This window comes from Pseudomonas sp. CP4 (assembly GCF_047758505.1).
Classification (GTDB): Bacteria; Pseudomonadota; Gammaproteobacteria; order Pseudomonadales; family Pseudomonadaceae; genus Aquipseudomonas; species Aquipseudomonas fluorescens_AO.
Map to the genome: position 1 here is coordinate 3,294,800 of NZ_CP180489.1, position 21,700 is coordinate 3,316,499.

Annotated in this window: 21 protein-coding genes; 17 read left to right on the plus strand and 4 right to left on the minus strand. The window is 57.1% G+C overall.

Annotation, left to right across the window (positions count from 1 at the left end):
• Positions 1-13: 13 nt before the first annotated feature.
• Positions 14-1,537 carry a chromosomal replication initiator protein DnaA gene (gene dnaA, locus ACMYUN_RS14660; protein ID WP_310402825.1) on the minus strand — a complete coding sequence of 508 codons (1,524 nt, stop codon included), beginning with the start codon at positions 1,535-1,537 and terminating at the stop codon, positions 14-16.
• 566 nt (positions 1,538-2,103) lie between these two features.
• On the opposite strand from dnaA, the gene rpmH reads away from it, so the two are divergent.
• From rpmH to mnmE, 5 genes are all read left to right on the plus strand, one after another.
• Positions 2,104-2,238: a 50S ribosomal protein L34 gene (gene rpmH / locus ACMYUN_RS14665; protein WP_003213577.1), complete on the plus strand. Its 135-nt coding sequence runs from the start codon at positions 2,104-2,106 to the stop codon at positions 2,236-2,238.
• 16 nt (positions 2,239-2,254) lie between these two features.
• Entirely contained in the window at positions 2,255-2,656 is a 402-nt protein-coding gene (rnpA, locus tag ACMYUN_RS14670; RefSeq protein ID WP_039757776.1) for a ribonuclease P protein component, read from the plus strand.
• Entirely contained in the window at positions 2,649-2,894 is a 246-nt protein-coding gene (yidD, locus tag ACMYUN_RS14675) for a membrane protein insertion efficiency factor YidD (protein ID WP_027901580.1), read from the plus strand. The genes rnpA and yidD overlap by 8 nt, the downstream gene beginning before the upstream one ends.
• A 2-nt stretch (positions 2,895-2,896) precedes the next feature.
• Positions 2,897-4,579: a membrane protein insertase YidC gene (gene yidC, locus ACMYUN_RS14680; protein ID WP_415760980.1), complete on the plus strand. Its 1,683-nt coding sequence runs from the start codon at positions 2,897-2,899 to the stop codon at positions 4,577-4,579.
• Between the two features lie 81 nt (positions 4,580-4,660).
• On the plus strand, positions 4,661-6,028 hold the full coding sequence (gene mnmE / locus ACMYUN_RS14685) for a tRNA uridine-5-carboxymethylaminomethyl(34) synthesis GTPase MnmE (protein WP_415760981.1): 1,368 nt from the start codon (positions 4,661-4,663) through the stop codon (positions 6,026-6,028).
• A 40-nt stretch (positions 6,029-6,068) separates the two neighbouring features.
• On the opposite strand, the gene ACMYUN_RS14690 is transcribed toward mnmE, so the two are convergent.
• The 3 genes from ACMYUN_RS14690 to ACMYUN_RS14700 all read right to left on the minus strand — a co-directional run bounded on the left by ACMYUN_RS14690 (position 6,069) and on the right by ACMYUN_RS14700 (position 10,076).
• Positions 6,069-8,504, minus strand: coding sequence for a TonB-dependent siderophore receptor (locus tag ACMYUN_RS14690; RefSeq protein ID WP_415760982.1), 2,436 nt, complete (start codon positions 8,502-8,504; stop codon positions 6,069-6,071).
• A gap of 118 nt (positions 8,505-8,622) precedes the next feature.
• Complete coding sequence (locus tag ACMYUN_RS14695) at positions 8,623-9,570, minus strand: FecR domain-containing protein (RefSeq protein WP_415760983.1); 948 nt, start codon at positions 9,568-9,570, stop codon at positions 8,623-8,625.
• The gene (locus ACMYUN_RS14700; RefSeq protein WP_415760984.1) at positions 9,570-10,076 is read right to left on the minus strand and encodes a sigma-70 family RNA polymerase sigma factor; all 507 of its coding nucleotides are present in this window, start codon (positions 10,074-10,076) and stop codon (positions 9,570-9,572) included. The genes ACMYUN_RS14695 and ACMYUN_RS14700 overlap by 1 nt, the downstream gene beginning before the upstream one ends.
• A 570-nt stretch (positions 10,077-10,646) precedes the next feature.
• Between ACMYUN_RS14700 and mnmG the strand changes: the two genes are divergently transcribed.
• From mnmG to atpD, 12 genes are all read left to right on the plus strand, one after another.
• Entirely contained in the window at positions 10,647-12,545 is a 1,899-nt protein-coding gene (mnmG, locus tag ACMYUN_RS14705; RefSeq protein WP_039757195.1) for a tRNA uridine-5-carboxymethylaminomethyl(34) synthesis enzyme MnmG, read from the plus strand.
• On the plus strand, positions 12,542-13,186 hold the full coding sequence (gene rsmG / locus ACMYUN_RS14710; protein WP_016772399.1) for a 16S rRNA (guanine(527)-N(7))-methyltransferase RsmG: 645 nt from the start codon (positions 12,542-12,544) through the stop codon (positions 13,184-13,186). Before mnmG ends, rsmG begins: the two co-directional genes overlap by 4 nt.
• Positions 13,187-13,204: 18 nt before the next feature.
• A complete protein-coding gene (locus tag ACMYUN_RS14715) occupies positions 13,205-14,002 on the plus strand; it encodes a ParA family protein (RefSeq protein ID WP_016772400.1) in 798 nt (265 codons plus the stop codon).
• Positions 14,003-14,011: 9 nt separating this feature from the next.
• Positions 14,012-14,884, plus strand: coding sequence for a ParB/RepB/Spo0J family partition protein (locus tag ACMYUN_RS14720; protein WP_007960777.1), 873 nt, complete (start codon positions 14,012-14,014; stop codon positions 14,882-14,884).
• 148 nt (positions 14,885-15,032) lie between these two features.
• On the plus strand, positions 15,033-15,440 hold the full coding sequence (locus ACMYUN_RS14725; RefSeq protein WP_008064605.1) for a F0F1 ATP synthase subunit I: 408 nt from the start codon (positions 15,033-15,035) through the stop codon (positions 15,438-15,440).
• Between the two features lie 16 nt (positions 15,441-15,456).
• Complete coding sequence (gene atpB / locus ACMYUN_RS14730) at positions 15,457-16,326, plus strand: F0F1 ATP synthase subunit A (protein ID WP_016772402.1); 870 nt, start codon at positions 15,457-15,459, stop codon at positions 16,324-16,326.
• Positions 16,327-16,459: 133 nt separating this feature from the next.
• Positions 16,460-16,717 (plus strand): F0F1 ATP synthase subunit C, encoded by a 258-nt coding sequence (gene atpE / locus ACMYUN_RS14735; protein WP_003097235.1) that lies wholly within the window; start codon positions 16,460-16,462, stop codon positions 16,715-16,717.
• 58 nt (positions 16,718-16,775) lie between these two features.
• Positions 16,776-17,246, plus strand: coding sequence for a F0F1 ATP synthase subunit B (locus ACMYUN_RS14740; protein WP_016772403.1), 471 nt, complete (start codon positions 16,776-16,778; stop codon positions 17,244-17,246).
• Between the two features lie 12 nt (positions 17,247-17,258).
• A complete protein-coding gene (locus tag ACMYUN_RS14745; protein ID WP_016772404.1) occupies positions 17,259-17,795 on the plus strand; it encodes a F0F1 ATP synthase subunit delta in 537 nt (178 codons plus the stop codon).
• 21 nt (positions 17,796-17,816) lie between these two features.
• Positions 17,817-19,361 (plus strand): F0F1 ATP synthase subunit alpha, encoded by a 1,545-nt coding sequence (atpA, locus tag ACMYUN_RS14750; RefSeq protein ID WP_016772405.1) that lies wholly within the window; start codon positions 17,817-17,819, stop codon positions 19,359-19,361.
• 50 nt (positions 19,362-19,411) lie between these two features.
• The gene (gene atpG / locus ACMYUN_RS14755; protein WP_007911960.1) at positions 19,412-20,272 is read left to right on the plus strand and encodes a F0F1 ATP synthase subunit gamma; all 861 of its coding nucleotides are present in this window, start codon (positions 19,412-19,414) and stop codon (positions 20,270-20,272) included.
• A 27-nt stretch (positions 20,273-20,299) separates the two neighbouring features.
• Positions 20,300-21,679, plus strand: coding sequence for a F0F1 ATP synthase subunit beta (gene atpD / locus ACMYUN_RS14760; protein WP_039757213.1), 1,380 nt, complete (start codon positions 20,300-20,302; stop codon positions 21,677-21,679).
• The last annotated feature ends 21 nt before the right edge of the window (positions 21,680-21,700 follow it).

Genomic DNA, 21,700 nt, shown 5'->3' on the forward strand with positions numbered 1-21,700 from the left:
GCGCTGGTGTTCATCAAGTGGTCAGTGTACGCAGCAGGTTCTTGTAGTCCTCGCGGATGTCCGCGTCGGATTCCTTAAGTTCATTGATCTTGCGGCAAGCGTGCAGCACCGTAGTGTGGTCGCGGCCGCCAAACACATCGCCGATTTCCGGCAGGCTGTGGTTGGTAAGTTCCTTGGACAACGCCATGGCCACCTGACGCGGACGTGCTACCGAGCGCGAACGGCGCTTGGACAGCAGATCGGAGATCTTGATCTTGTAGTATTCGGCGACAGTTCGCTGAATGTTATCCACAGAGACCAGTTTGTCCTGCAACGCCAACAAGTCTTTCAGGGATTCGCGAATCAGCTCGATGGTGATGTCGCGGCCCATGAAGTGCGAGTGGGCGATCACGCGTTTCAGCGCGCCTTCCAGTTCGCGGACGTTCGAGCGGATGCGCTGGGCAATGAAGAACGCGGCGTCATGGGGCAGCTCGACTTTGGCCTGATCGGCCTTCTTCATCAGAATCGCCACACGGGTTTCCAGCTCAGGCGGCTCGACGGCAACGGTCAAGCCCCAGCCAAAGCGCGATTTGAGACGTTCTTCAAGGCCTTCGATTTCTTTCGGGTAGCGGTCACTGGTGAGAATGACCTGCTGGCCACCTTCAAGCAGAGCGTTGAAGGTGTGGAAAAACTCTTCCTGGGAGCGCTCCTTGCGGGCGAAGAACTGAATATCGTCGATCAGCAAGGCGTCCACCGAACGGTAGAAACGCTTGAATTCATTGATCGCGTTCAGTTGCAGCGCCTTGACCATGTCGGCCACGAAACGCTCGGAATGCAGGTACACGACCTTGGCATTCGGATTCTTCTTTAATAGATGGTTGCCCACTGCGTGCATCAAGTGGGTTTTACCCAAGCCGACGCCACCATAAAGGAAGAGCGGGTTGTAACCGTGCTTGGGATTGTCCGCCACCTGCCAGGCCGCCGCACGGGCGAGCTGGTTGGATTTACCTTCAACAAAATTCTCGAAGGTGAACGTGCGGTTGAGATAGCTGGTGTGCTTGAGCGCACCTTCTACCTGCACGGTGCGCTGTTCGGCGCGAACCGGCGCCTGCTGCGAGGCGGCACCGGCCATCGGGTCGAAGCTGTCGCGGGAAGGCTCTTCACTGACTTCAGCGGTTTTCTGCGTGGAACGCTTGGCCGGAGCAGGCGCGGGCGCTGGTGCCGGGTTGCTCGACGGCGCGTTGTTGGCCTGCGCCTGAGCAACCTGCGCGGCCGCCAGTGGTGCATTGGGTGCGGCACGAGGTGCCGAGCTGCGTTTGCTGCCTATTAACAAGGACAGCGACGGCGTCGAGCCATTGCCATGTTCATCGAGCAATTCGAGGACGCGGCCCAGGTACTTTTCGTTGACCCAGTCCAGCACGAAACGATTGGGTGCGTAGACGCGCAACTCGTCGCCTTCGGCTTCGACCTGTAGTGGACGGATCCAGGTGTTGAATTGTTGGGCAGGCAGCTCTTCGCGCAAAAGCTCTACGCACTGCTGCCAAAGTTCCACTGACACGGATATCCCCTAAGTTGAAAGCCGGTGAGGCAAAAACAAGCGGCCATTGTAGCGGCGAGCGGTTCACTTATCCACATGCAGGTAGGTCCCTCACCATCATTTATCAATGCGTTAAAGCATTAAAAGGCGACCAACGGCATGTGAATAAGCCCTGTGGATAAACACCTCTGAGGGCACTGGACAAGTAGGGGCCAAACTCGGTGGATAACCAGCCTGTGGATAACAGCCCATTCCACGCACAGCTTATCCGACAGCGCAGCACAGGCTGAACACGGTTTTCCACTGTAGTTGTCATTCTCTGTACACCGCACAGAATAAGGCCTGATAGCAGTTATCCACAGAAGATTGCGTGTCCAGCTTTTACAAGCTTTACAGAAAAGCTTTAAATAATTCCCTTCTTTATTTTTATATCTGGCTGACAGGCCTTCGAGCGCAAACCCTGCCTCGATCTATTTATAAGGAAACGCTGGTTGGAAATTGACCTGAGGGCTTGCTTTCTCTAGAATCCCCGGTCTCTTAAAACGGGGGCCATTCCGGCCCGTTGTGGACGAACCAGGTAACACGACATGAAACGTACTTTCCAACCAAGCACTATCAAACGCGCTCGTACCCACGGTTTCCGTGCTCGCATGGCTACCAAGAACGGCCGCGCAGTCCTGTCGCGTCGTCGCGCCAAAGGTCGTGCGCGTCTGGCAGTTTGATAATCCGGTACTGGAGGTGAGTCAGGACTTCAGTCGGGAAAAGCGTCTGCTTACCCCCCGGCATTTCAAGGCAGTCTTTGACTCCCCTACCGGCAAGGTTCCGGGGAAAAACCTCCTGCTCCTTGCACGCGACAACGATCTTGATCACCCCCGTCTAGGGCTGGTTATCGGGAAAAAGAGTGTAAAGCTCTCCGTTGAACGCAATCGCCTCAAACGTCTGATGCGCGAATCGTTCCGTCTGCACCAGGATTCACTGGTCGGCTGGGACATCGTTATCGTCGCGCGCAAAGGTTTGGGTGATGTAGAAAACCCCGAATTGATTCAGCATTTCGGCAAGCTCTGGAAGCGTCTGGCACGCAACAAGCCCGTTCCGGCAGTCAAAACCGAAACTGTAGGGGTAGACAGTACCGATGCGTAAACTGGCCCTCGTTCCGATCCAGTTTTATCGCTATGCCATTAGTCCTCTAATGGCCAGCCACTGTCGCTTCTACCCCAGTTGTTCCTGCTACGCGTATGAAGCCATTGAAAATCATGGCCTTCTGCGCGGTGGCTGGCTGACCTTTCGTCGTTTAGGTCGCTGTCATCCGTGGAATCCCGGTGGTTATGACCCGGTTCCACCTGTCCCTACCTCCCGTTCTTCTTCGATGGCCGAGTAATCATGGATATCAAACGCACGATCCTGATCGTCGCCCTGGCAATCGTGTCCTACGTCATGGTTCTTAAATGGAACCAGGATTATGGCCAGGCTGCCCTGCCGACTCAGAATGTTGCTTCCAGTACGACTACATCCGGTTTGCCGGACACCGCCACTGGCACAAATACTGCCGCCAGTGACGATATTCCGCGCGCCGCCAGCGATACCAGTGCACCAGCGGAAACGCCGGTTGCTGCCAGCAAGGACCTGATTCAGGTCAAGACCGATGTGCTCGATCTGGCGATCGATCCACAAGGTGGCGACGTTGCGCAACTGACTCTGCCTCTGTATCCACGCCGTCAGGACCGTCCTGACGTTCCGTTCCAGCTGTTCGATAACGGCGGCGAACGTGTGTATCTGGCGCAAAGCGGTCTGATCGGTACCAACGGTCCGGACGCAAACCCGGCCGGTCGTCCGGTTTATTCCTCGGAGAAGAAGGTTTACCAACTGGCTGACGGTCAGGATCAACTCGTCGTTGACCTGAAATTCAGCAAGGACGGCGTGAATTACATCAAGCGTTTCACCGTGAAACGTGGCCTGTATGACGTTGCCGTCTCCTACATTGTGGATAACCAGAGCGCTCAGCCCTGGAACGGCGCAATGTTTGCCCAGTTGAAGCGAGACGCCAGTGCTGATCCGTCGTCGACCACGGCTACTGGCACCGCGACTTACCTGGGCGCTGCCCTGTGGACAAGTTCCGAGCCGTACAAGAAAGTGTCGATGAAGGACATGGACAAGGCGCAGCTCAAGGAAACTGTCACCGGTGGCTGGGTAGCCTGGCTGCAGCACTACTTCGTGACCGCGTGGATCCCGGCCAAGGGCGAAAACAACATCGTCCAGACCCGTAAGGACAGCAAAGGCAACTACATCATCGGTTACACCGGTCCTACTCTGACCGCTGCTCCAGGTGGAAAAGTTGAAACCAGCGCTGTGCTGTACGCCGGTCCGAAAAGCCAGGCTGTACTGAAAGAGTTGTCCCCAGGTCTGGAACTGACCGTCGACTACGGCATTCTGTGGTTCATTGCCCAGCCGATCTTCTGGCTGCTGCAACATATCCACGCCATCGTCGGTAACTGGGGCTGGTCGATCATCTTCCTGACCATGCTGATCAAAGGGATCTTCTTCCCGCTGTCGGCAGCCAGCTACAAATCGATGGCGCGCATGCGTGCCGTGGCACCGAAACTGGCTGCGCTGAAAGAGCAACATGGCGATGACCGGCAGAAAATGTCGCAGGCCATGATGGAGCTGTACAAGAAAGAGAAGATCAATCCACTGGGCGGCTGCTTGCCGATCCTCGTGCAGATGCCGGTCTTCCTGTCGCTGTACTGGGTTCTGCTGGAAAGCGTGGAAATGCGTCAGGCGCCGTTCATGCTGTGGATCACTGACCTGTCGATCAAGGATCCGTTCTTCATTCTGCCGATCATCATGGGCGCAACCATGTTCATCCAGCAGCAGCTGAACCCGACGCCTCCGGATCCGATGCAGGCGAAGGTCATGAAAATGATGCCAATCATTTTCACGTTCTTCTTCCTGTGGTTCCCGGCGGGTCTGGTGCTGTACTGGGTTGTGAACAACTGCCTGTCGATTGCACAACAGTGGTACATCACGCGTAAGATCGAAGCGGCAACGAAAAAAGCCGAGGCGTAACTTGCACTGTGGATAACACCACTCAAAACGCCCCCTAGTGGGGCGTTTTGCTATCTGCCACTTTTGTCTGGATGCCGCTTTATGAGCACACCCCGTGAAACCATCGCCGCCGTCGCCACCGCCCAAGGGCGCGGCGGTGTGGGCATCGTCCGTATTTCGGGGCCGTTGGCCAGCGTGGCGGCAAAAGCCATCAGCGGCCGAGAACTGAAACCGCGTTACGCCCATTACGGGCCGTTTTTCAGTGACGACCGGCAGGTGCTGGATGAAGGTCTGGCTCTGTATTTTCCGGGGCCGAACTCTTTCACAGGCGAAGACGTGCTGGAACTCCAAGGCCACGGCGGCCCAATCGTGCTGGACATGTTGCTCAAACGCTGTCTGGAACTGGGCTGCCGTCTTGCCCGTCCGGGTGAATTCAGCGAGCGCGCCTTCCTCAATGACAAACTCGATCTGGCCCAGGCCGAGGCAATCGCCGACTTGATCGAAGCCAGTTCTGCCCAGGCTGCGCGCAATGCGCTGCGTTCATTGCAGGGTGCGTTTTCCCAGCGTGTGCATAACCTGACCGAGCAACTGATCGGCTTGCGTATCTACGTCGAAGCCGCCATCGACTTCCCGGAAGAGGAAATCGATTTTCTCGCCGACGGCCACGTATTAAGCATGCTCGACAAAGTACGCGATGAGTTATCCACAGTGCTCCGCGAAGCGGGACAGGGTGCGTTATTGCGTGATGGCATGACCGTCGTCATCGCTGGTCGGCCGAATGCCGGAAAATCCAGCCTGTTGAATGCTTTGGCCGGTCGTGAGGCCGCCATCGTTACCGAGATTGCTGGCACCACGCGGGATATCCTACGCGAACATATCCACATCGACGGCATGCCGTTGCACGTCGTCGATACTGCGGGACTGCGTGACACCGATGATCATGTGGAAAAGATCGGTGTGGAACGGGCCTTGAAAGCCATCGGTGAAGCGGATCGGGTTCTATTGGTAGTCGATGCGACCGCACCAGAGGCACTCGATCCTTTTGCCTTGTGGCCGGAATTCCTCGAGTCTCGGCCGGATCCGACGAAAGTCACCCTGATCCGCAACAAAGCCGATCTGTCCGGCGAAACGATTGCTCTGGAAACCAGTGACGACGGCCACGTGACCATCAGTCTCAGCGCCAAGTCTGCCGAAGGCCTCGACCTGCTGCGTGATCACCTCAAGGCGTGCATGGGTTACGAGCAGACGTCGGAGAGCAGTTTCAGCGCACGTCGCCGGCACCTGGAAGCACTGCGCCACGCCAGCGCGGCACTGGAACATGGCCGCGCGCAACTCACCCTGGCCGGGGCTGGCGAGTTGCTCGCCGAGGATTTGCGCCAGGCTCAGCATTCCCTGGGTGAAATTACCGGGGCGTTCAGCTCTGATGATTTGCTCGGAAGGATTTTCTCCAGCTTCTGCATCGGCAAATAAAAAAGGGCTGTGGATAATTCATCCACAGCCTTTTTTTTATTCACCAGTTATAGGACACCGTACCGAGCAAAGTACGATCCTCGCCCCAATAGCAGCGGCCTGCGTCGTTGCAGCCCGACACATATTCCTTGTCGAACAGGTTCTTCGCATTCAGATCGACACTCCAGTGTGTATCGATCTGATATCCAACAGCCGCGTCGATCAATGTGACGTCGCCAGCATCCAGCTTTCCGTACAGAGAAGGCGAGGTGTAGGCAAACGCACTGTCGAAATAGCGTATGCCACCGGCCACATACAAGCCTTTCAGATCACTGTCGAGGAAGCGATATTTCGCCCAGACCGAGGCCTGATTACGCGGCACGCCGGTCATTTGATGGCCTTTAACCAGCGATGTCGCTGCATCCTTGGTGATCTTCGCGTCGGTGTAGGTATAGGCCGCCGTGACATTGAGGTTCTGCGTCAGATTGCTGTTGAGTTCCAACTCCACGCCCTTGGCGCGGCTTTCACCCACTTGGCGATAGGTCGACGTGGTTGCGTCGAAATAGGTGTCGTCCTTCTTGCGCAGGTCATACACCGAAGCGGTGAACGCGGTGTCCCAGCCGATCGGTTCGTACTTCAAGCCCACTTCGTACTGGCTGCTGGTGATCGGATCAAGCGGTGCGCCGGCATTGGAAATCTGCTGCACCGGCACGAACGCAGTGGAGTAGCTGACATATGGCGTCATGCCGTTGTCGAACTGATACATCACGCCGCCCTGATAGGTGAACTTCCTGTCCTCGGAGCTGATGTTGCTGCCTCGCGCCACTTTGTCGCGGAAGTCGCTGTCGACCCAATCTTGACGTCCGCCGACCAGGAACAGCCAATGGTCGTATTTGCTCTGGATCTGTGCATAAACGCCTTTCATCTGCTGCTCAAGCAACGTGTTCTGCACAGCAATTGGCGTCGTCGGATCACGCAGGTAGACCGGGTTGTAGATGTCGATCGGCCCGACAATGCCGGCATTCCAGTCCTGGTTGAACGAGGTGCGATCGTAGCTGGCGCCAAACAGCACGGTGTTCTCCAGATCGCCAGCCTGGAATTTGCCTTCGAGCTGGTTATCCAGCGAATACACCATGGATTTGTTGAAGCGATCATAGGCGGTCATGTTCAACCGCGTGCCGAAGCCGGCGTTGTTCAGATTGCCCGGCCAGGTTTCGTGGCGGGTGATGCGCGACTGCATGTAGCGCGAGTTCTGGCGGAACTGCCAGTCATCGTTGAACGAGTGGCTGAACTCGTAACCGGTGCTCCAGGTTTCCCGTTCGAAAGTATTCCAGTCCGGGTCGCCGAGCATGGTGCCTTTGGACAATTTCCCGTTGGGATTGCTCAGCAACGTGCCGGCGGCCGGCAGACCGAGCTCCATGTTGGTGTGGTCTTTCTGGTAGTTGGCCAGCAGTGTCAGCGTATTGAAGTCGTCGAAATTCAGGGACAGCGAAGGGGCGATATAAATGCGGTCGTCAGGCACGTGATCGGTCTGGGTATCGGATTTGCGCCCCAGCATCACCACGCGTCCGAGAACGTTGCCGCTGTCATTGAGCGGGCCGGAGACGTCGACGCCGATTTGCCGGCGATTGTTCGAGCCATAGCCCAGCTGCACTTCGCCCTGAGGCGCGGCAGTCGGACGCTTACTGACCAGATTGACCAGACCGCCCGGCGCATTTTCACCATACAGCAGCGAAGAAGGGCCACGGAATACCTCGACCCGTTCAAGTCCGTACGGCTCGGTGCTGGTGTCATAGCGATTGCCCTGCACGCGCAGTCCATCTCGGAGCAGACCGTAGCCGTAATCGGTGGCGTTGAAGCCGCGGATATAGAACAAGTCCCCCGCCAGACTGTCGCCGGCGGCGAACGGTGGGGCGAAGATCCCCGGTACATAGCCGAGGACGTCGGTGAGTGTCTGGGATTTCTGATCCTTGATGCGTTGTCCGGTTACCACTGACACCGAACGCGGTGTTTCCGACAGCGGGGTACTGGTTTTCGTACCGATCCGGCTGTTTTGCGCCTTGTAACCGACGTCGGCGGCGTAATCCAGATCCATTGGATTGGCCAACTGCGCGGTGATGTTGGTCGGCGCCAGTTCGAGGGAATCTCCGTTGGGCAAGGCCTGCAGAATGTAACTGCCGGGGGCTTGCGGCACGGCCTGTAATCCGGAGCCTTGCAACAATTGAGCGAAACCCTGTTCGACGCTGAAGTCGCCGTTCAACCCGGCACTGCGCAAGCGGCTGGTCTGCTGCGGCGAGAACGACAGAATCACATTGGCGGCAGCGGCGAACTGGCTCAAGGCACTATCCAGCGGGCCGGCGGCGATGGCGAAGCGCTGGAAGGTCGACGCCGCGAAGGCGCTGTTGCTGATCACCAGACAAGACGCAGCGCTGGCCATCAATAAGCTGTATGCAATGCAGTGTGGAGAAAAGCGCTGACGGAACGTGGGAAGACGCATGTGTGGGTTAGCCCTGAAGGTGGCGAAGAGCCGCGTTGATCGCGATTACCTGTAGGGCCGGGTCAGGGCGAAAAAAGATAACCCTCTGTGCGATTATTTTTCCCCAGGCTTTTTTTGATCAAACGCTGTGGCTGATCGACACCCAGTAACGACTGAAATAGCGGACATTGATCGGCAACGAAGCCTTAAGGTTGGCCAGCACTGCGTCGGTCGAATCGAGCCGGAAAGTCCCGGAGACCCGCAGATCCCGAGCGCGGCGATCACAGTGCAATACACCGCTGCGATAGCGACCCAATTCTGCGATGACATCGCCCAAGCGCGCATTCAGGACGATCAATTGGCCGTTGATCCAGGCCACTTCTGATGACTGGAAGGGACGACTGAGGCCGATATGCTGATTGTCGAAATCCGCGCCTTCGCCTGCTTTCAGGATTTGCACAGCGGTGGATGAGTGCGCAGGTTGGACACTGACTCGATCCTCCAGCACGCCGACCCGGGTTGAGTTCGGCATCTGATGCACCGAGAACCGGGTGCCCAATGCTTGTATCCGCCCGTCACGGGTTTGCACATAGAACGGCCGCTGATCGCCAAGCTTGCCGGTTTGGACGAGGATTTCACCGGCACGCAGTTGGATCAGGCGTTGTGCTGCGTCGAAAGAGACATCAATGGCCGAGTTGGTGTTGAGCTGGATCTCACTGCCATCGGCCAGGCTGATGGTGCGACGCTGGCCCACACCGGTTTTATAGTCGGCCCAGACGTTGCCGAGGGATGTGTGTCGTTGAACGTTCCAGCCAACGAAACCTGTTCCCACTGCAAGCAGTAGCAGTTTGAGTACCTGGCGTCGTTGTTGGCCGCTATTGAGCGCACGTCGTTTCAGATCCTGCGGCAGCGTACCGAGGTGGCGCTGCAATTGTTCCATCTGGTTCCACGCCGCCAGATGCGCCGGATCGCTGTCTATCCACAGCTGCCAGGCCTTTTGTTCGGCAACGCTCGGTGGCTGGGATTGAAACTGCACGTACCAACTGGCGGCAGTCTCGAATACCTGACGGTCTGCAGCGGCGGCCATCATGGTTGCGCCATGATCAGGGCGCATTCAGTCAGGGCGCGGATCATGTGTTTTTTCACAGTGGTCAGCGAGACCCTCAATTGCATGGCGATCTGTTGATAAGTCAGTCCGTCGACTTGCGAAAGCATGAAGATCTGCCGTGTCCGCGTGCCCAGCCCGGTCAACGCTTTATCCACAGCAACCAGGGTTTCAATGATCAGCGCTCTGTCTTCTTCGCTGACGATTGTCGCTTGCGGCCGAGCTGCGAGGGCCTGCAGATAAGCGCTTTCAATCGCCCTCCGCCTATAACGATCGATGACCAAGCCGCGCGCAATGGTCGTCAGGTAATCCCTTGGCTCACGAATATGAGCTGCATTGCGCGCCGCCAGAACTCGCAAAAACGTGTCATGCGCCACATCGGCTGCATCGCAGGCGTTGTGCAGTTTGCCCTTGAGCCAGCCATATAGCCACGAATGATGTTGCTCGTAGATTTGCTCGATCGCAGCTATGTGGGCGGGTAGGGGCATGGGAGAAACTGGCGAGTTAATGATAATGGCTATTATTAGCCTCTGTAACGTCCTCTCACAATAGCCTTTTCATTTTCTGCCCTTGGCTTGCCAACCGTCACCGATCCCTTCGCTGGCGCTTTTCTTGTGTCCGGGAAAACCATGTAGGCGATTTTCTGTGGGTTAAGCCCTGTGAATAACTGCCAATGAGGTCAGTTGATAAACGGGCTTGAAAACTGGATATAAACCCCTCTGTGGATAACCTACCCTTTCATCCACAGGCTTACAGCGGTTATCCAAGGACCTCATTGCCACATGAGCACAGAGTTTTAAACCTCTGTACAGCTTGTGAAATAAGGCTTGTGGCGATCTATCCACAGAAACGGTGCTCACTAAGAATAAACATAAAAACAAAGGTTTTATAAATTTCTCTCTTTTTTATTCTTTTAACCTCGAGTTCTCCACAGCTGGTTAAATTTTGTGCAAAGGGTTCTTTAGAAAGGGCGAAGTCCCTATACTTGCCGACCAGGTCCAGAAACCTGAGCTCAACTATTTCCTGAATGACCTACTTAAGCAGGCACGAGGTGCGTGGTGGATTTCCCTTCCCGTTTTGAAGTGATCGTCATCGGCGGCGGTCATGCCGGTACCGAGGCAGCACTGGCGTCAGCACGCATGGGGGCAAAAACCCTGTTGCTGACGCATAACGTGGAAACCCTCGGCGCCATGAGTTGCAACCCAGCCATCGGTGGCATCGGCAAAAGCCATCTGGTCAAGGAAATCGACGCCCTCGGCGGCGCGATGGCCATGGCCACCGATAAGGGCGGCATCCAGTTTCGCGTGTTGAACAGCCGCAAAGGCCCGGCCGTACGGGCCACCCGTGCACAAGCCGACCGGATTCTCTACAAGGCAGCTGTCCGCGAAATTCTTGAAAACCAGCCGAACCTGTGGATCTTTCAACAGGCTGCTGACGACCTGATCGTCGAGCAGGAGCAAGTCCGTGGTGTGATTACACAGATGGGTCTGCGTTTCTTCGCCGATTCCGTGGTGTTGACCACCGGTACCTTCCTCGGCGGACTTATCCACATCGGTTTGCAGAATTTTTCCGGCGGTCGCGCCGGTGATCCACCGTCGATTGCTCTGGCCCACCGTCTGCGTGAGTTGCCATTGCGTGTCGGGCGTTTGAAAACCGGTACACCGCCGCGCATTGATGGCAAATCTGTGGATTTCTCGGTAATGACCGAGCAACCGGGCGATACGCCGATTCCGGTGATGTCGTTCATGGGCAACAAAGAACAGCATCCGCGTCAGGTCAGCTGCTGGATCACCCATACCAATGCCCGCACCCACGAAATCATCGCGGCGAACCTCGATCGTTCGCCGATGTATTCCGCTGCCGGTGAAATCGAAGGCATCGGCCCGCGTTATTGCCCATCGATCGAAGACAAGATCCACCGCTTTGCCGACAAGGAAAGCCATCAGGTGTTCATCGAACCGGAAGGTCTGACCACCCATGAGCTGTACCCGAACGGGATATCCACAAGCCTGCCGTTCGACGTGCAATTGCAGATCGTGCAATCGATCCGCGGCATGGAAAACGCACACATCGTGCGTCCGGGTTATGCGATCGAGTACGACTACTTCGATCCGCGCGACCTGAAGTACAGCCTGGAAACCAAAGTGATTGGCGGTCTGTTTTTCGCCGGTCAGATCAACGGCACCACCGGCTACGAAGAAGCGGGTGCGCAAGGTCTGCTCGCCGGGGCCAACGCCGCACTGCGCGCGAAGGGCAAAGAAGCCTGGTGTCCGCGCCGCGATGAAGCGTACATCGGCGTTCTGGTCGACGACCTGATCACCCTCGGTACCCAAGAGCCGTACCGCATGTTCACGTCGCGGGCCGAGTACCGCCTGATTCTGCGCGAGGACAACGCCGACCTGCGTCTGACCGAAAAAGGTCGCGAGCTTGGTCTGGTCGATGACGCGCGCTGGGCGGCCTTCTGCAAGAAACGCGAAAGCATTGAACTCGAAGAACAGCGCCTGAAAAGCACCTGGGTTCGCCCCAATACCCAGCAGGGCGATGCGATTGCCGAGAAATTCGGCACGCCGCTGACCCACGAATACAATTTGCTCAACCTGTTGAGCCGTCCGGAAATCGATTACGCCGGTCTGGTCGAAGTAACCGGGCAGGGCGCCGAAGATCCACAGGTCGCCGAGCAGGTTGAGATCAAGACCAAGTACGCCGGTTACATCGACCGTCAACAGGACGAAATCGCCCGTCTGCGCGCCAGCGAAGACACGAAACTGCCTGTGGATATCGATTACACCAACATTTCCGGTCTGTCCAAGGAGATCCAGAGCAAGCTCGGCGCCACACGTCCCGAGACCCTGGGCCAAGCCTCGCGCATTCCGGGCGTTACCCCGGCAGCGATTTCGCTGTTGATGATTCATTTGAAAAAACGCGGCGCGGGCCGTCAGTTGGAGCAAAGCGCTTGAGTGCCAAGGTCACTTCGCAACACGCCGAAGAGTTATCCACAGGAGCCCGCGAGCTCGGTGTCAATCTCACAGAAACTCAGCACGAATTGCTGCTGGGTTATCTGGCCCTGTTGATCAAATGGAATCAGGCTTACAACCTGACCGCCGTGCGCGATCCGGACGAAATGGTTTCGCGGCACTTGCTCGATAGTCTCAGCGTGATGTCGTTCATCGAAAACGGTCGCTGGCTCGACGTTGGCAGTGGTGGTGGCATGCCTGGTATCCCGCTGGCGATCCTGTACCCGGACTCGCAAGTGACCTGTCTGGACAGCAACGGCAAGAAAACCCGCTTCCTGACCCAGGTCAAGCTCGAACTGAAGCTGGATAACTTGCAGGTTATCCACAGTCGCGTCGAAGCGTTCCAGCCTGCGCAGCCATTCAACGGGATCATTTCCCGGGCCTTCAGCAGCATGGAAAACTTCACCAACTGGACTCGCCACTTGGGCGATGCCGATACACGCTGGCTGGCAATGAAGGGCGTTCATCCGGCCGATGAGCTGGTAGCATTGCCGGCAGATTTCAAACTCGATAGCGAACACGCCCTGGCCGTCCCCGGTTGCCAAGGCCAACGCCATCTGCTGATACTGCGCCGCACGGCATGATTGGGAACACAAGCAAGAATGGCTAAGGTATTCGCGATAGCGAACCAGAAGGGTGGTGTGGGCAAGACCACCACCTGCATCAACCTCGCAGCATCCCTGGTCGCGACCAAGCGCCGGGTGCTGTTGATCGATCTCGATCCACAGGGCAACGCCACCATGGGTAGCGGTGTGGATAAACATGGTCTGGAAAACTCGGTCTACGATCTGCTGATCGGTGAATGCGACCTGGGCCAGGCCATGCATTTCTCCGAGCACGGCGGTTATCAGCTGCTGCCGGCCAACCGCGATCTCACCGCAGCTGAAGTCGTGCTGCTGGAAATGCAGATGAAGGAAAGCCGTCTGCGCAGCGCGCTGGCGCCGATCCGTGACAACTACGATTACATTCTGATCGACTGCCCGCCGTCGCTGTCGATGCTTACGCTCAACGCATTGGTCGCCGCTGACGGGGTGATTATCCCCATGCAATGCGAATACTTCGCTCTGGAAGGTTTGAGCGACCTTGTGGATAACATCAAGCGCATCGCCGAGCTGCTCAATCCGAACCTGAAAGTCGAAGGCTTGCTGCGCACCATGTACGACCCGCGCCTGAGCCTGATGAACGATGTTTCGGCGCAGCTCAAGGAACACTTCGGCGATCAGTTGTACGACACGGTGATCCCGCGCAACATTCGCCTGGCCGAAGCACCGAGCTACGGCATGCCGGCGCTTGCTTACGACAAGCAATCGCGTGGTGCCCTGGCCTATCTGGCTCTGGCGGGCGAGATGGTTCGTCGTCAACGCAAAAATTCACGCATTGCTGCCGCTCAGCCAACTTAAGGAATCCCCATGGCCGTCAAGAAACGAGGTCTCGGACGTGGACTGGATGCACTGCTGAGTGGTCCGACGGTCAGCGCGCTGGAAGAACAAGCCGCGCAGGCTGACACACGCGAATTGCAGCACCTGCCGCTGGATCTGCTGCAGCGTGGCAAATATCAGCCGCGCCGCGACATGGACCCGCAGGCCCTGGAAGAGCTGGCGCAGTCGATCAAGGCTCAGGGCGTGATGCAGCCGATCGTGGTACGCCCGATTGGCGGCGGTCGCTTTGAGATCATTGCCGGTGAGCGCCGCTGGCGCGCCAGTCAGCAGGCCGGGCAGGAAACCATTCCGGCGATGGTCCGCGATGTGCCGGATGAAACCGCCATTGCGATTGCGCTGATCGAGAATATCCAGCGTGAAGACCTCAATCCGATCGAAGAAGCAGTGGCTTTGCAGCGCTTGCAGCAGGAATTCCAGCTGACCCAGCAGCAGGTTGCCGAGGCTGTGGGTAAGTCGCGTGTGACTGTGGCTAACCTGTTGCGACTTATTGCGCTTCCGGAAGTGATCAAGACCATGCTGTCGCACGGTGACCTGGAAATGGGTCACGCACGTGCCTTGCTCGGCCTGCCGGACAATCAGCAGGTCGAAGGGGCGCGACATGTTGTCGCACGAGGACTGACCGTGCGCCAAACCGAGGCACTGGTTCGTCAGTGGTTGAGTGGCAAACCGGAGCCGGTTGAAGCCGCAAAACCCGATCCGGACATCGCTCGCCTCGAGCAGCGTTTGGCCGAGCGCCTAGGCTCTGCGGTGCAGATTCGCCATGGCAAGAAGGGCAAAGGCCAATTGGTGATTGGGTATAACTCGCTCGATGAGCTTCAAGGTGTGCTCGCACACATCCGCTGAAACATTTCCTCATGTAGCGCGCAGTCGGAAATCACTACCTGACAGTTGAATAGGGGCAGAACCGCCCCTATACTCTGCGCGCATTTTGTCGGCACAAATTATGCCAAGTTATTGAATTTCGGCAGCCGACCATTGGAGAGCAACTGTGATGGAAACCCGCACGCCAAACCGCTTGCCTTTCCATCGCCTGGCGGTTTTTCCGGTGTTGATGGCTCAATTTGTCGTTTTGCTCATTGCCGCTTTGGCGCTCTGGCAATGGCATGGAGTCGTTGCCGGATACTCGGGACTTTGCGGAGGCCTGATAGCCTTGCTGCCCAATGTTTATTTCGCTCACAGGGCATTTCGGTTTTCCGGCGCCCGAGCAGCCCAGTCCATCGTCCGGTCTTTTTATGCCGGCGAGGCAGGCAAACTTATTTTGACGGCAGTGCTGTTTGCACTGGTGTTTGCAGGTGTGAAGCCACTGGCGCCGATCGCAGTATTCGGCGTGTTCGTGCTGACGCAGTCGGTCAGCTGGTTCGCTCCCCTGCTGATGAGAACAAGACTTTCGAGACCTTAGGGCGTTTGAGGCAACCATGGCAGAGACAACCGCTTCGGGCTATATCCAGCACCACTTGCAGAACCTGACTTTCGGTCAGCTACCCAACGGCGGCTGGGGCTTTGCCCACACCGCAGCAGAAGCCAAGGAAATGGGCTTCTGGGCTTTCCACGTCGATACCCTCGGCTGGTCGGTCGCACTGGGTCTGATCTTCGTTCTTCTTTTCCGCATGGCGGCAAAGAAAGCGACTTCGGGTCAGCCGGGTGCCTTGCAGAACTTCGTTGAAGTATTGGTCGAATTCGTCGATGGCAGCGTGAAAGACAGCTTCCATGGCCGTAGCCCGGTGATCGCACCGCTGGCACTGACCATCTTCGTCTGGGTGTTCCTGATGAACGCCGTCGACCTGGTACCGGTCGACTGGATTCCCCAGCTGGCCATCCTGATCTCTGGCGATGCACACATCCCGTTCCGCGCCGTGTCGACCACCGACCCGAACGCGACCCTGGGCATGGCGTTCTCGGTGTTCGCACTGATCATTTTCTACAGCATCAAGGTCAAGGGCATCGGCGGCTTCATCGGCGAACTGACCCTGCACCCGTTCGGCAGCAAGAACATCTTCGTTCAGGCCCTGCTGATCCCGGTGAACTTCCTGCTGGAATTCGTCACCCTCATCGCCAAGCCGATCTCTCTGGCTCTGCGTCTGTTCGGCAACATGTATGCCGGCGAGCTGGTGTTCATTCTGATCGCTGTGATGTTCGGCAGCGGCCTGCTCTGGCTCAGCGGCCTGGGCGTTGTTCTGCAGTGGGCGTGGGCAGTGTTCCACATCCTGATCATCACCCTGCAGGCGTTCATCTTCATGATGCTGACCATCGTCTACCTGTCGATGGCGCACGAAGAAAACCATTAAGACCAGTCTCGACTAGTCTGATGTCCTTCCCGGTAAAACGGGAAGGGGCTCCTTGCGGGGCATCTGAAACGATTTGTTTTACCGCTTTAATCTAAAAAACCTAAACCATACGACGTAAAAGTCGGGAGGAAAGATGGAAACTGTAGTTGGTCTAACCGCTATCGCTGTTGCACTGTTGATCGGCCTGGGCGCACTGGGTACCGCAATTGGTTTCGGCCTGCTGGGCGGCAAGTTCCTGGAAGGCGCAGCGCGTCAGCCAGAAATGGTTCCAATGCTGCAAGTAAAAATGTTCATCGTTGCCGGTCTGCTCGACGCCGTAACCATGATCGGTGTTGGTATCGCTCTGTTCTTCACCTTTGCGAACCCGTTCGTTGGTCAGATCGCTGGCTGATTACTCGGATCTTCCGGGTAATTTGGTGTGATGGACAACGTAACTGCGAGGTGTTGGCGTGAACATTAATGCGACCCTGATTGGCCAGTCCGTTGCGTTCCTGATTTTTGTACTGTTCTGCATGAAGTATGTATGGCCTCCGGTCATCGCTGCTCTGCACGAACGTCAAAAGAAGATCGCTGATGGTCTGGACGCTGCCAGCCGTGCAGCTCGCGACCTGGAGTTGGCCCAAGAGAAAGCGGGTCAGCAACTGCGCGAAGCGAAAGCTCAGGCAGCTGAAATCATCGAGCAAGCCAAGAAACGCGGTAACCAGATCGTCGAAGAGGCTGTTGAAAAAGCCCGTATCGACGCTGACCGTGTGAAGGTTCAGGCTCAAGCCGAGATCGAACAGGAACTGAACAGCGTCAAAGACAAGCTGCGTGCCCAAGTGGGCTTGCTGGCTGTTGGCGGCGCCGAGAAGATCCTGGGTGCCACAATCGATCAAAACGCGCACGCAGAGCTGGTTAACCAACTGGCTGCTGAAATCTAAGCGAGGGCGATCATGGCAGAACTGACCACGTTGGCCCGACCTTACGCTAAGGCGGCCTTCGAGCACGCTCAGGCCCACCAGCAACTGGCCAATTGGTCAGCCATGCTCGGCCTGGCAGCAGCGGTGTCGCAAGACGACACCCTGCAGCGCGTGCTCAAGGCCCCGCGACTGACGAGCGCAGAAAAGGCCGCCACGTTCATTGACGTGTGCGGCGACAAGTTTGATGAAAAGGCACGCAATTTCATCAACGTCGTTGCCGAGAACGACCGTCTCCTGCTTCTGCCGGAGATCGCCGCTCTGTTCGACCTGTACAAGGCCGAACAAGAGAAATCGGTAGACGTTGAAGTAACCAGTGCATTTGCATTGAACCAAGAACAGCAAGACAAACTCGCCAAGGTTCTCAGTGCACGACTCAACCGGGAAGTGCGCCTGCAAGTTGCGGAGGACGCTGCCTTGATTGGTGGTGTCGTGATCCGCGCCGGCGACCTGGTTATCGATGGCTCGATTCGCGGCAAAATCGCGAAACTTGCCGAAGCATTGAAATCTTGAGTTTGAAGGGGCAGCAGAGCAATGCAGCAACTCAATCCTTCCGAAATAAGTGAAATTATCAAGGGCCGCATCGACAAGCTCGATGTGACCTCCCAAGCCCGTAACGAAGGCACTGTCGTCAGCGTATCTGACGGCATCGTGCGGATTCACGGTCTGGCCGACGTCATGTACGGCGAGATGATCGAGTTTCCGGGCGGCGTCTACGGTATGGCCCTCAACCTGGAGCAGGACTCCGTAGGTGCCGTGGTATTGGGCTCCTACCAGTCGCTGGCTGAAGGCATGAGCGCCAAGTGCACCGGCCGCATCCTCGAAGTTCCTGTTGGTAAGGAATTGCTGGGCCGCGTAGTCGATGCTCTGGGTAACCCTGTTGACGGCAAAGGTCCACTGGGCAACACCGAGACCGACGCGGTCGAGAAAGTTGCTCCAGGCGTGATCTGGCGTAAGTCGGTAGACCAGCCTGTACAGACTGGCTACAAGGCTGTCGATGCCATGATCCCTGTCGGCCGTGGCCAGCGTGAGCTGATCATCGGTGACCGTCAGATCGGTAAAACCGCTCTGGCGATCGACGCGATCATCAACCAGAAAGACAGCGGCATTTTCTGCGTCTACGTTGCTATCGGTCAGAAGCAATCGACCATCGCCAACGTGGTTCGCAAGCTGGAAGAAAACGGCGCCCTGGCCAACACGATCATCGTGGCTGCCAGTGCTTCGGAATCTCCTGCGCTGCAATTCCTGGCACCGTACTCCGGTTGCACCATGGGTGAATTCTTCCGCGACCGCGGTGAAGACGCGCTGATCGTTTATGACGATCTGTCCAAGCAGGCAGTGGCTTACCGCCAGATTTCCCTGCTGCTGCGCCGTCCACCAGGCCGTGAAGCTTACCCAGGCGACGTGTTCTATCTCCACTCCCGTCTGCTGGAGCGCGCATCCCGCGTTTCGGAAGAATACGTAGAGAAGTTCACCAATGGCGCAGTGACCGGCAAAACCGGTTCCCTGACCGCACTGCCGATCATCGAAACCCAGGCTGGCGACGTTTCCGCGTTCGTTCCGACCAACGTGATTTCCATCACCGACGGTCAGATCTTCCTGGAATCGGCCATGTTCAACTCGGGCATCCGTCCTGCAGTGAACGCCGGTGTTTCGGTATCCCGTGTGGGTGGTGCCGCTCAGACCAAGATCATCAAGAAGCTCTCCGGTGGTATCCGTACCGCTCTGGCTCAGTACCGTGAACTGGCGGCATTCGCCCAGTTCGCTTCTGATCTGGACGAAGCGACCCGCAAGCAACTTGAGCATGGTCAGCGCGTTACCGAGCTGATGAAGCAGAAGCAATACGCACCAATGTCGATCGCTGACATGGCGCTGTCGCTGTATGCCGCTGAGCGTGGGTTCCTGACTGACATTGAAATCGCCAAGGTCGGCAGCTTCGAACAAGCGCTGATTGCTTTCTTCAACCGCGATCACGCCGATTTGATGGCCAAGATCAACGTTAAAGGTGACTTCAATGACGAAATCGACGCTGGCATGAAAGCCGGTATCGAGAAGTTCAAGGCCACCCAAACCTGGTAAGCCGCAGCGGGAGCCGCGAGGCTCCCGCTTGCTAACCTGATAGGTGTTACATGGCAGGCGCAAAAGAGATTCGCAGTAAGATTGCGAGCATCAAAAGCACGCAAAAGATTACCAGCGCCATGGAAAAAGTGGCGGTCAGCAAAATGCGCAAGGCACAAATGCGCATGGCTGCTAGCCGTCCTTATGCGGAGCGTATCCGCCAGGTAATTGGGCATCTGGCCAACGCCAACCCGGAATACCGCCACCCGTTCATGATCGACCGCGAAATCAAGCGCGTTGGTTATGTTGTGGTGAGCAGTGACCGTGGTCTGTGCGGCGGCTTGAACACCAACCTGTTCAAGGCCCTGGTCAAGGACATGGCGGTAAACCGCGAAAACGGCGTCGAGATTGATCTGTGTGTAGTCGGTAGCAAGGGTGCGGCCTTTTTCCGCAACTTCGGCGGTAACGTCGTTGCAGCTATCAGCCACCTGGGTGAAGAGCCGTCGATCAATGATCTGATCGGCAGCGTCAAGGTGATGCTGGATGCCTACCTGGACGGCCGTATCGACCGCCTGTCCGTGGTGTCCAACAAGTTCATCAACACCATGACGCAACAGCCTACCGTGGAGCAGTTGATTCCACTGGTGGCCACCCCGGATCAGGATCTCAAGCACCACTGGGACTATCTCTACGAACCGGACGCCAAAGAGCTGCTTGACGGCTTGATGGTCCGTTACGTCGAGTCGCAGGTCTACCAGGCGGTGGTCGAGAACAACGCGGCTGAACAGGCTGCGCGGATGATCGCGATGAAGAACGCTACCGACAACGCCGGTGATTTGATCAGCGATTTGCAGCTGATCTACAACAAGGCGCGTCAGGCTGCGATCACCCAAGAGATCTCGGAAATCGTCGGCGGCGCTGCCGCGGTTTAACGGTTCAAATATTCAGAGGATCCAGCTATGAGTAGCGGACGTATCGTTCAAATCATCGGCGCCGTTATCGACGTGGAATTTCCACGCGACAGCGTACCGAGCATCTACAACGCGCTGACTGTACAAAGCGCGGCCGCAACCACCCTGGAAGTTCAGCAGCAGCTGGGCGACGGCGTGGTGCGTACCATTGCGATGGGTTCCACCGAGGGCTTGAAGCGCGGTCTGGAAGTCAGCGACTCTGGCGCAGCCATCTCCGTACCGGTCGGTAAAGCGACCCTGGGCCGGATCATGGACGTCCTCGGTAACCCGATCGACGAAGCTGGCCCGATCGACACCGAAGAGCGCTGGGGCATTCACCGCGCAGCACCTTCGTTCGCCGAGCAAGCAGGCGGCAACGACCTGCTGGAAACCGGCATCAAGGTTATCGACCTGGTTTGCCCGTTCGCCAAGGGCGGTAAAGTCGGTCTGTTCGGTGGTGCCGGTGTAGGCAAAACCGTAAACATGATGGAACTGATCCGTAACATCGCCATCGAGCACAGCGGTTATTCCGTGTTCGCCGGTGTGGGTGAGCGTACTCGTGAGGGTAACGACTTCTACCACGAGATGAAGGATTCCAACGTTCTGGACAAAGTGGCACTGGTTTACGGTCAGATGAACGAGCCGCCGGGAAACCGTCTGCGCGTAGCTCTGACCGGCCTGACCATGGCCGAGAAGTTCCGTGACGAAGGTAACGACGTTCTGCTGTTCGTCGACAACATCTATCGTTACACCCTGGCCGGTACCGAAGTATCCGCACTGCTGGGCCGTATGCCTTCGGCAGTAGGTTACCAGCCGACCCTGGCTGAAGAGATGGGCGTTCTGCAGGAACGTATTACTTCGACCAAGGAAGGTTCGATCACCTCGATCCAGGCGGTATACGTACCGGCGGACGACTTGACCGACCCGTCGCCAGCGACCACCTTCGCCCACTTGGACGCTACCGTCGTTCTGTCCCGTGACATCGCTTCCCTGGGTATCTACCCGGCGGTAGATCCACTGGATTCGACTTCGCGCCAGCTGGACCCGAACGTGATCGGCCAGGACCACTATGACACCGCTCGCGGCGTTCAGTACGTTCTGCAGCGTTACAAAGAGCTGAAAGACATCATCGCGATCCTGGGTATGGACGAGCTGTCGGAAGCCGACAAACAGTTGGTTAACCGTGCTCGTAAGATCCAGCGCTTCTTGTCGCAGCCGTTCTTCGTGGCTGAAGTCTTCACCGGTGCTTCGGGTAAATACGTTTCCCTGAAAGACACCATTGCTGGCTTCAAAGGCATCCTCAACGGTGACTACGACCACCTGCCAGAACAAGCGTTCTACATGGTTGGCGGCATCGAAGAAGCGATCGAGAAAGCCAAGAAACTGTAATCCCGGCGCCCGGCAACGGGC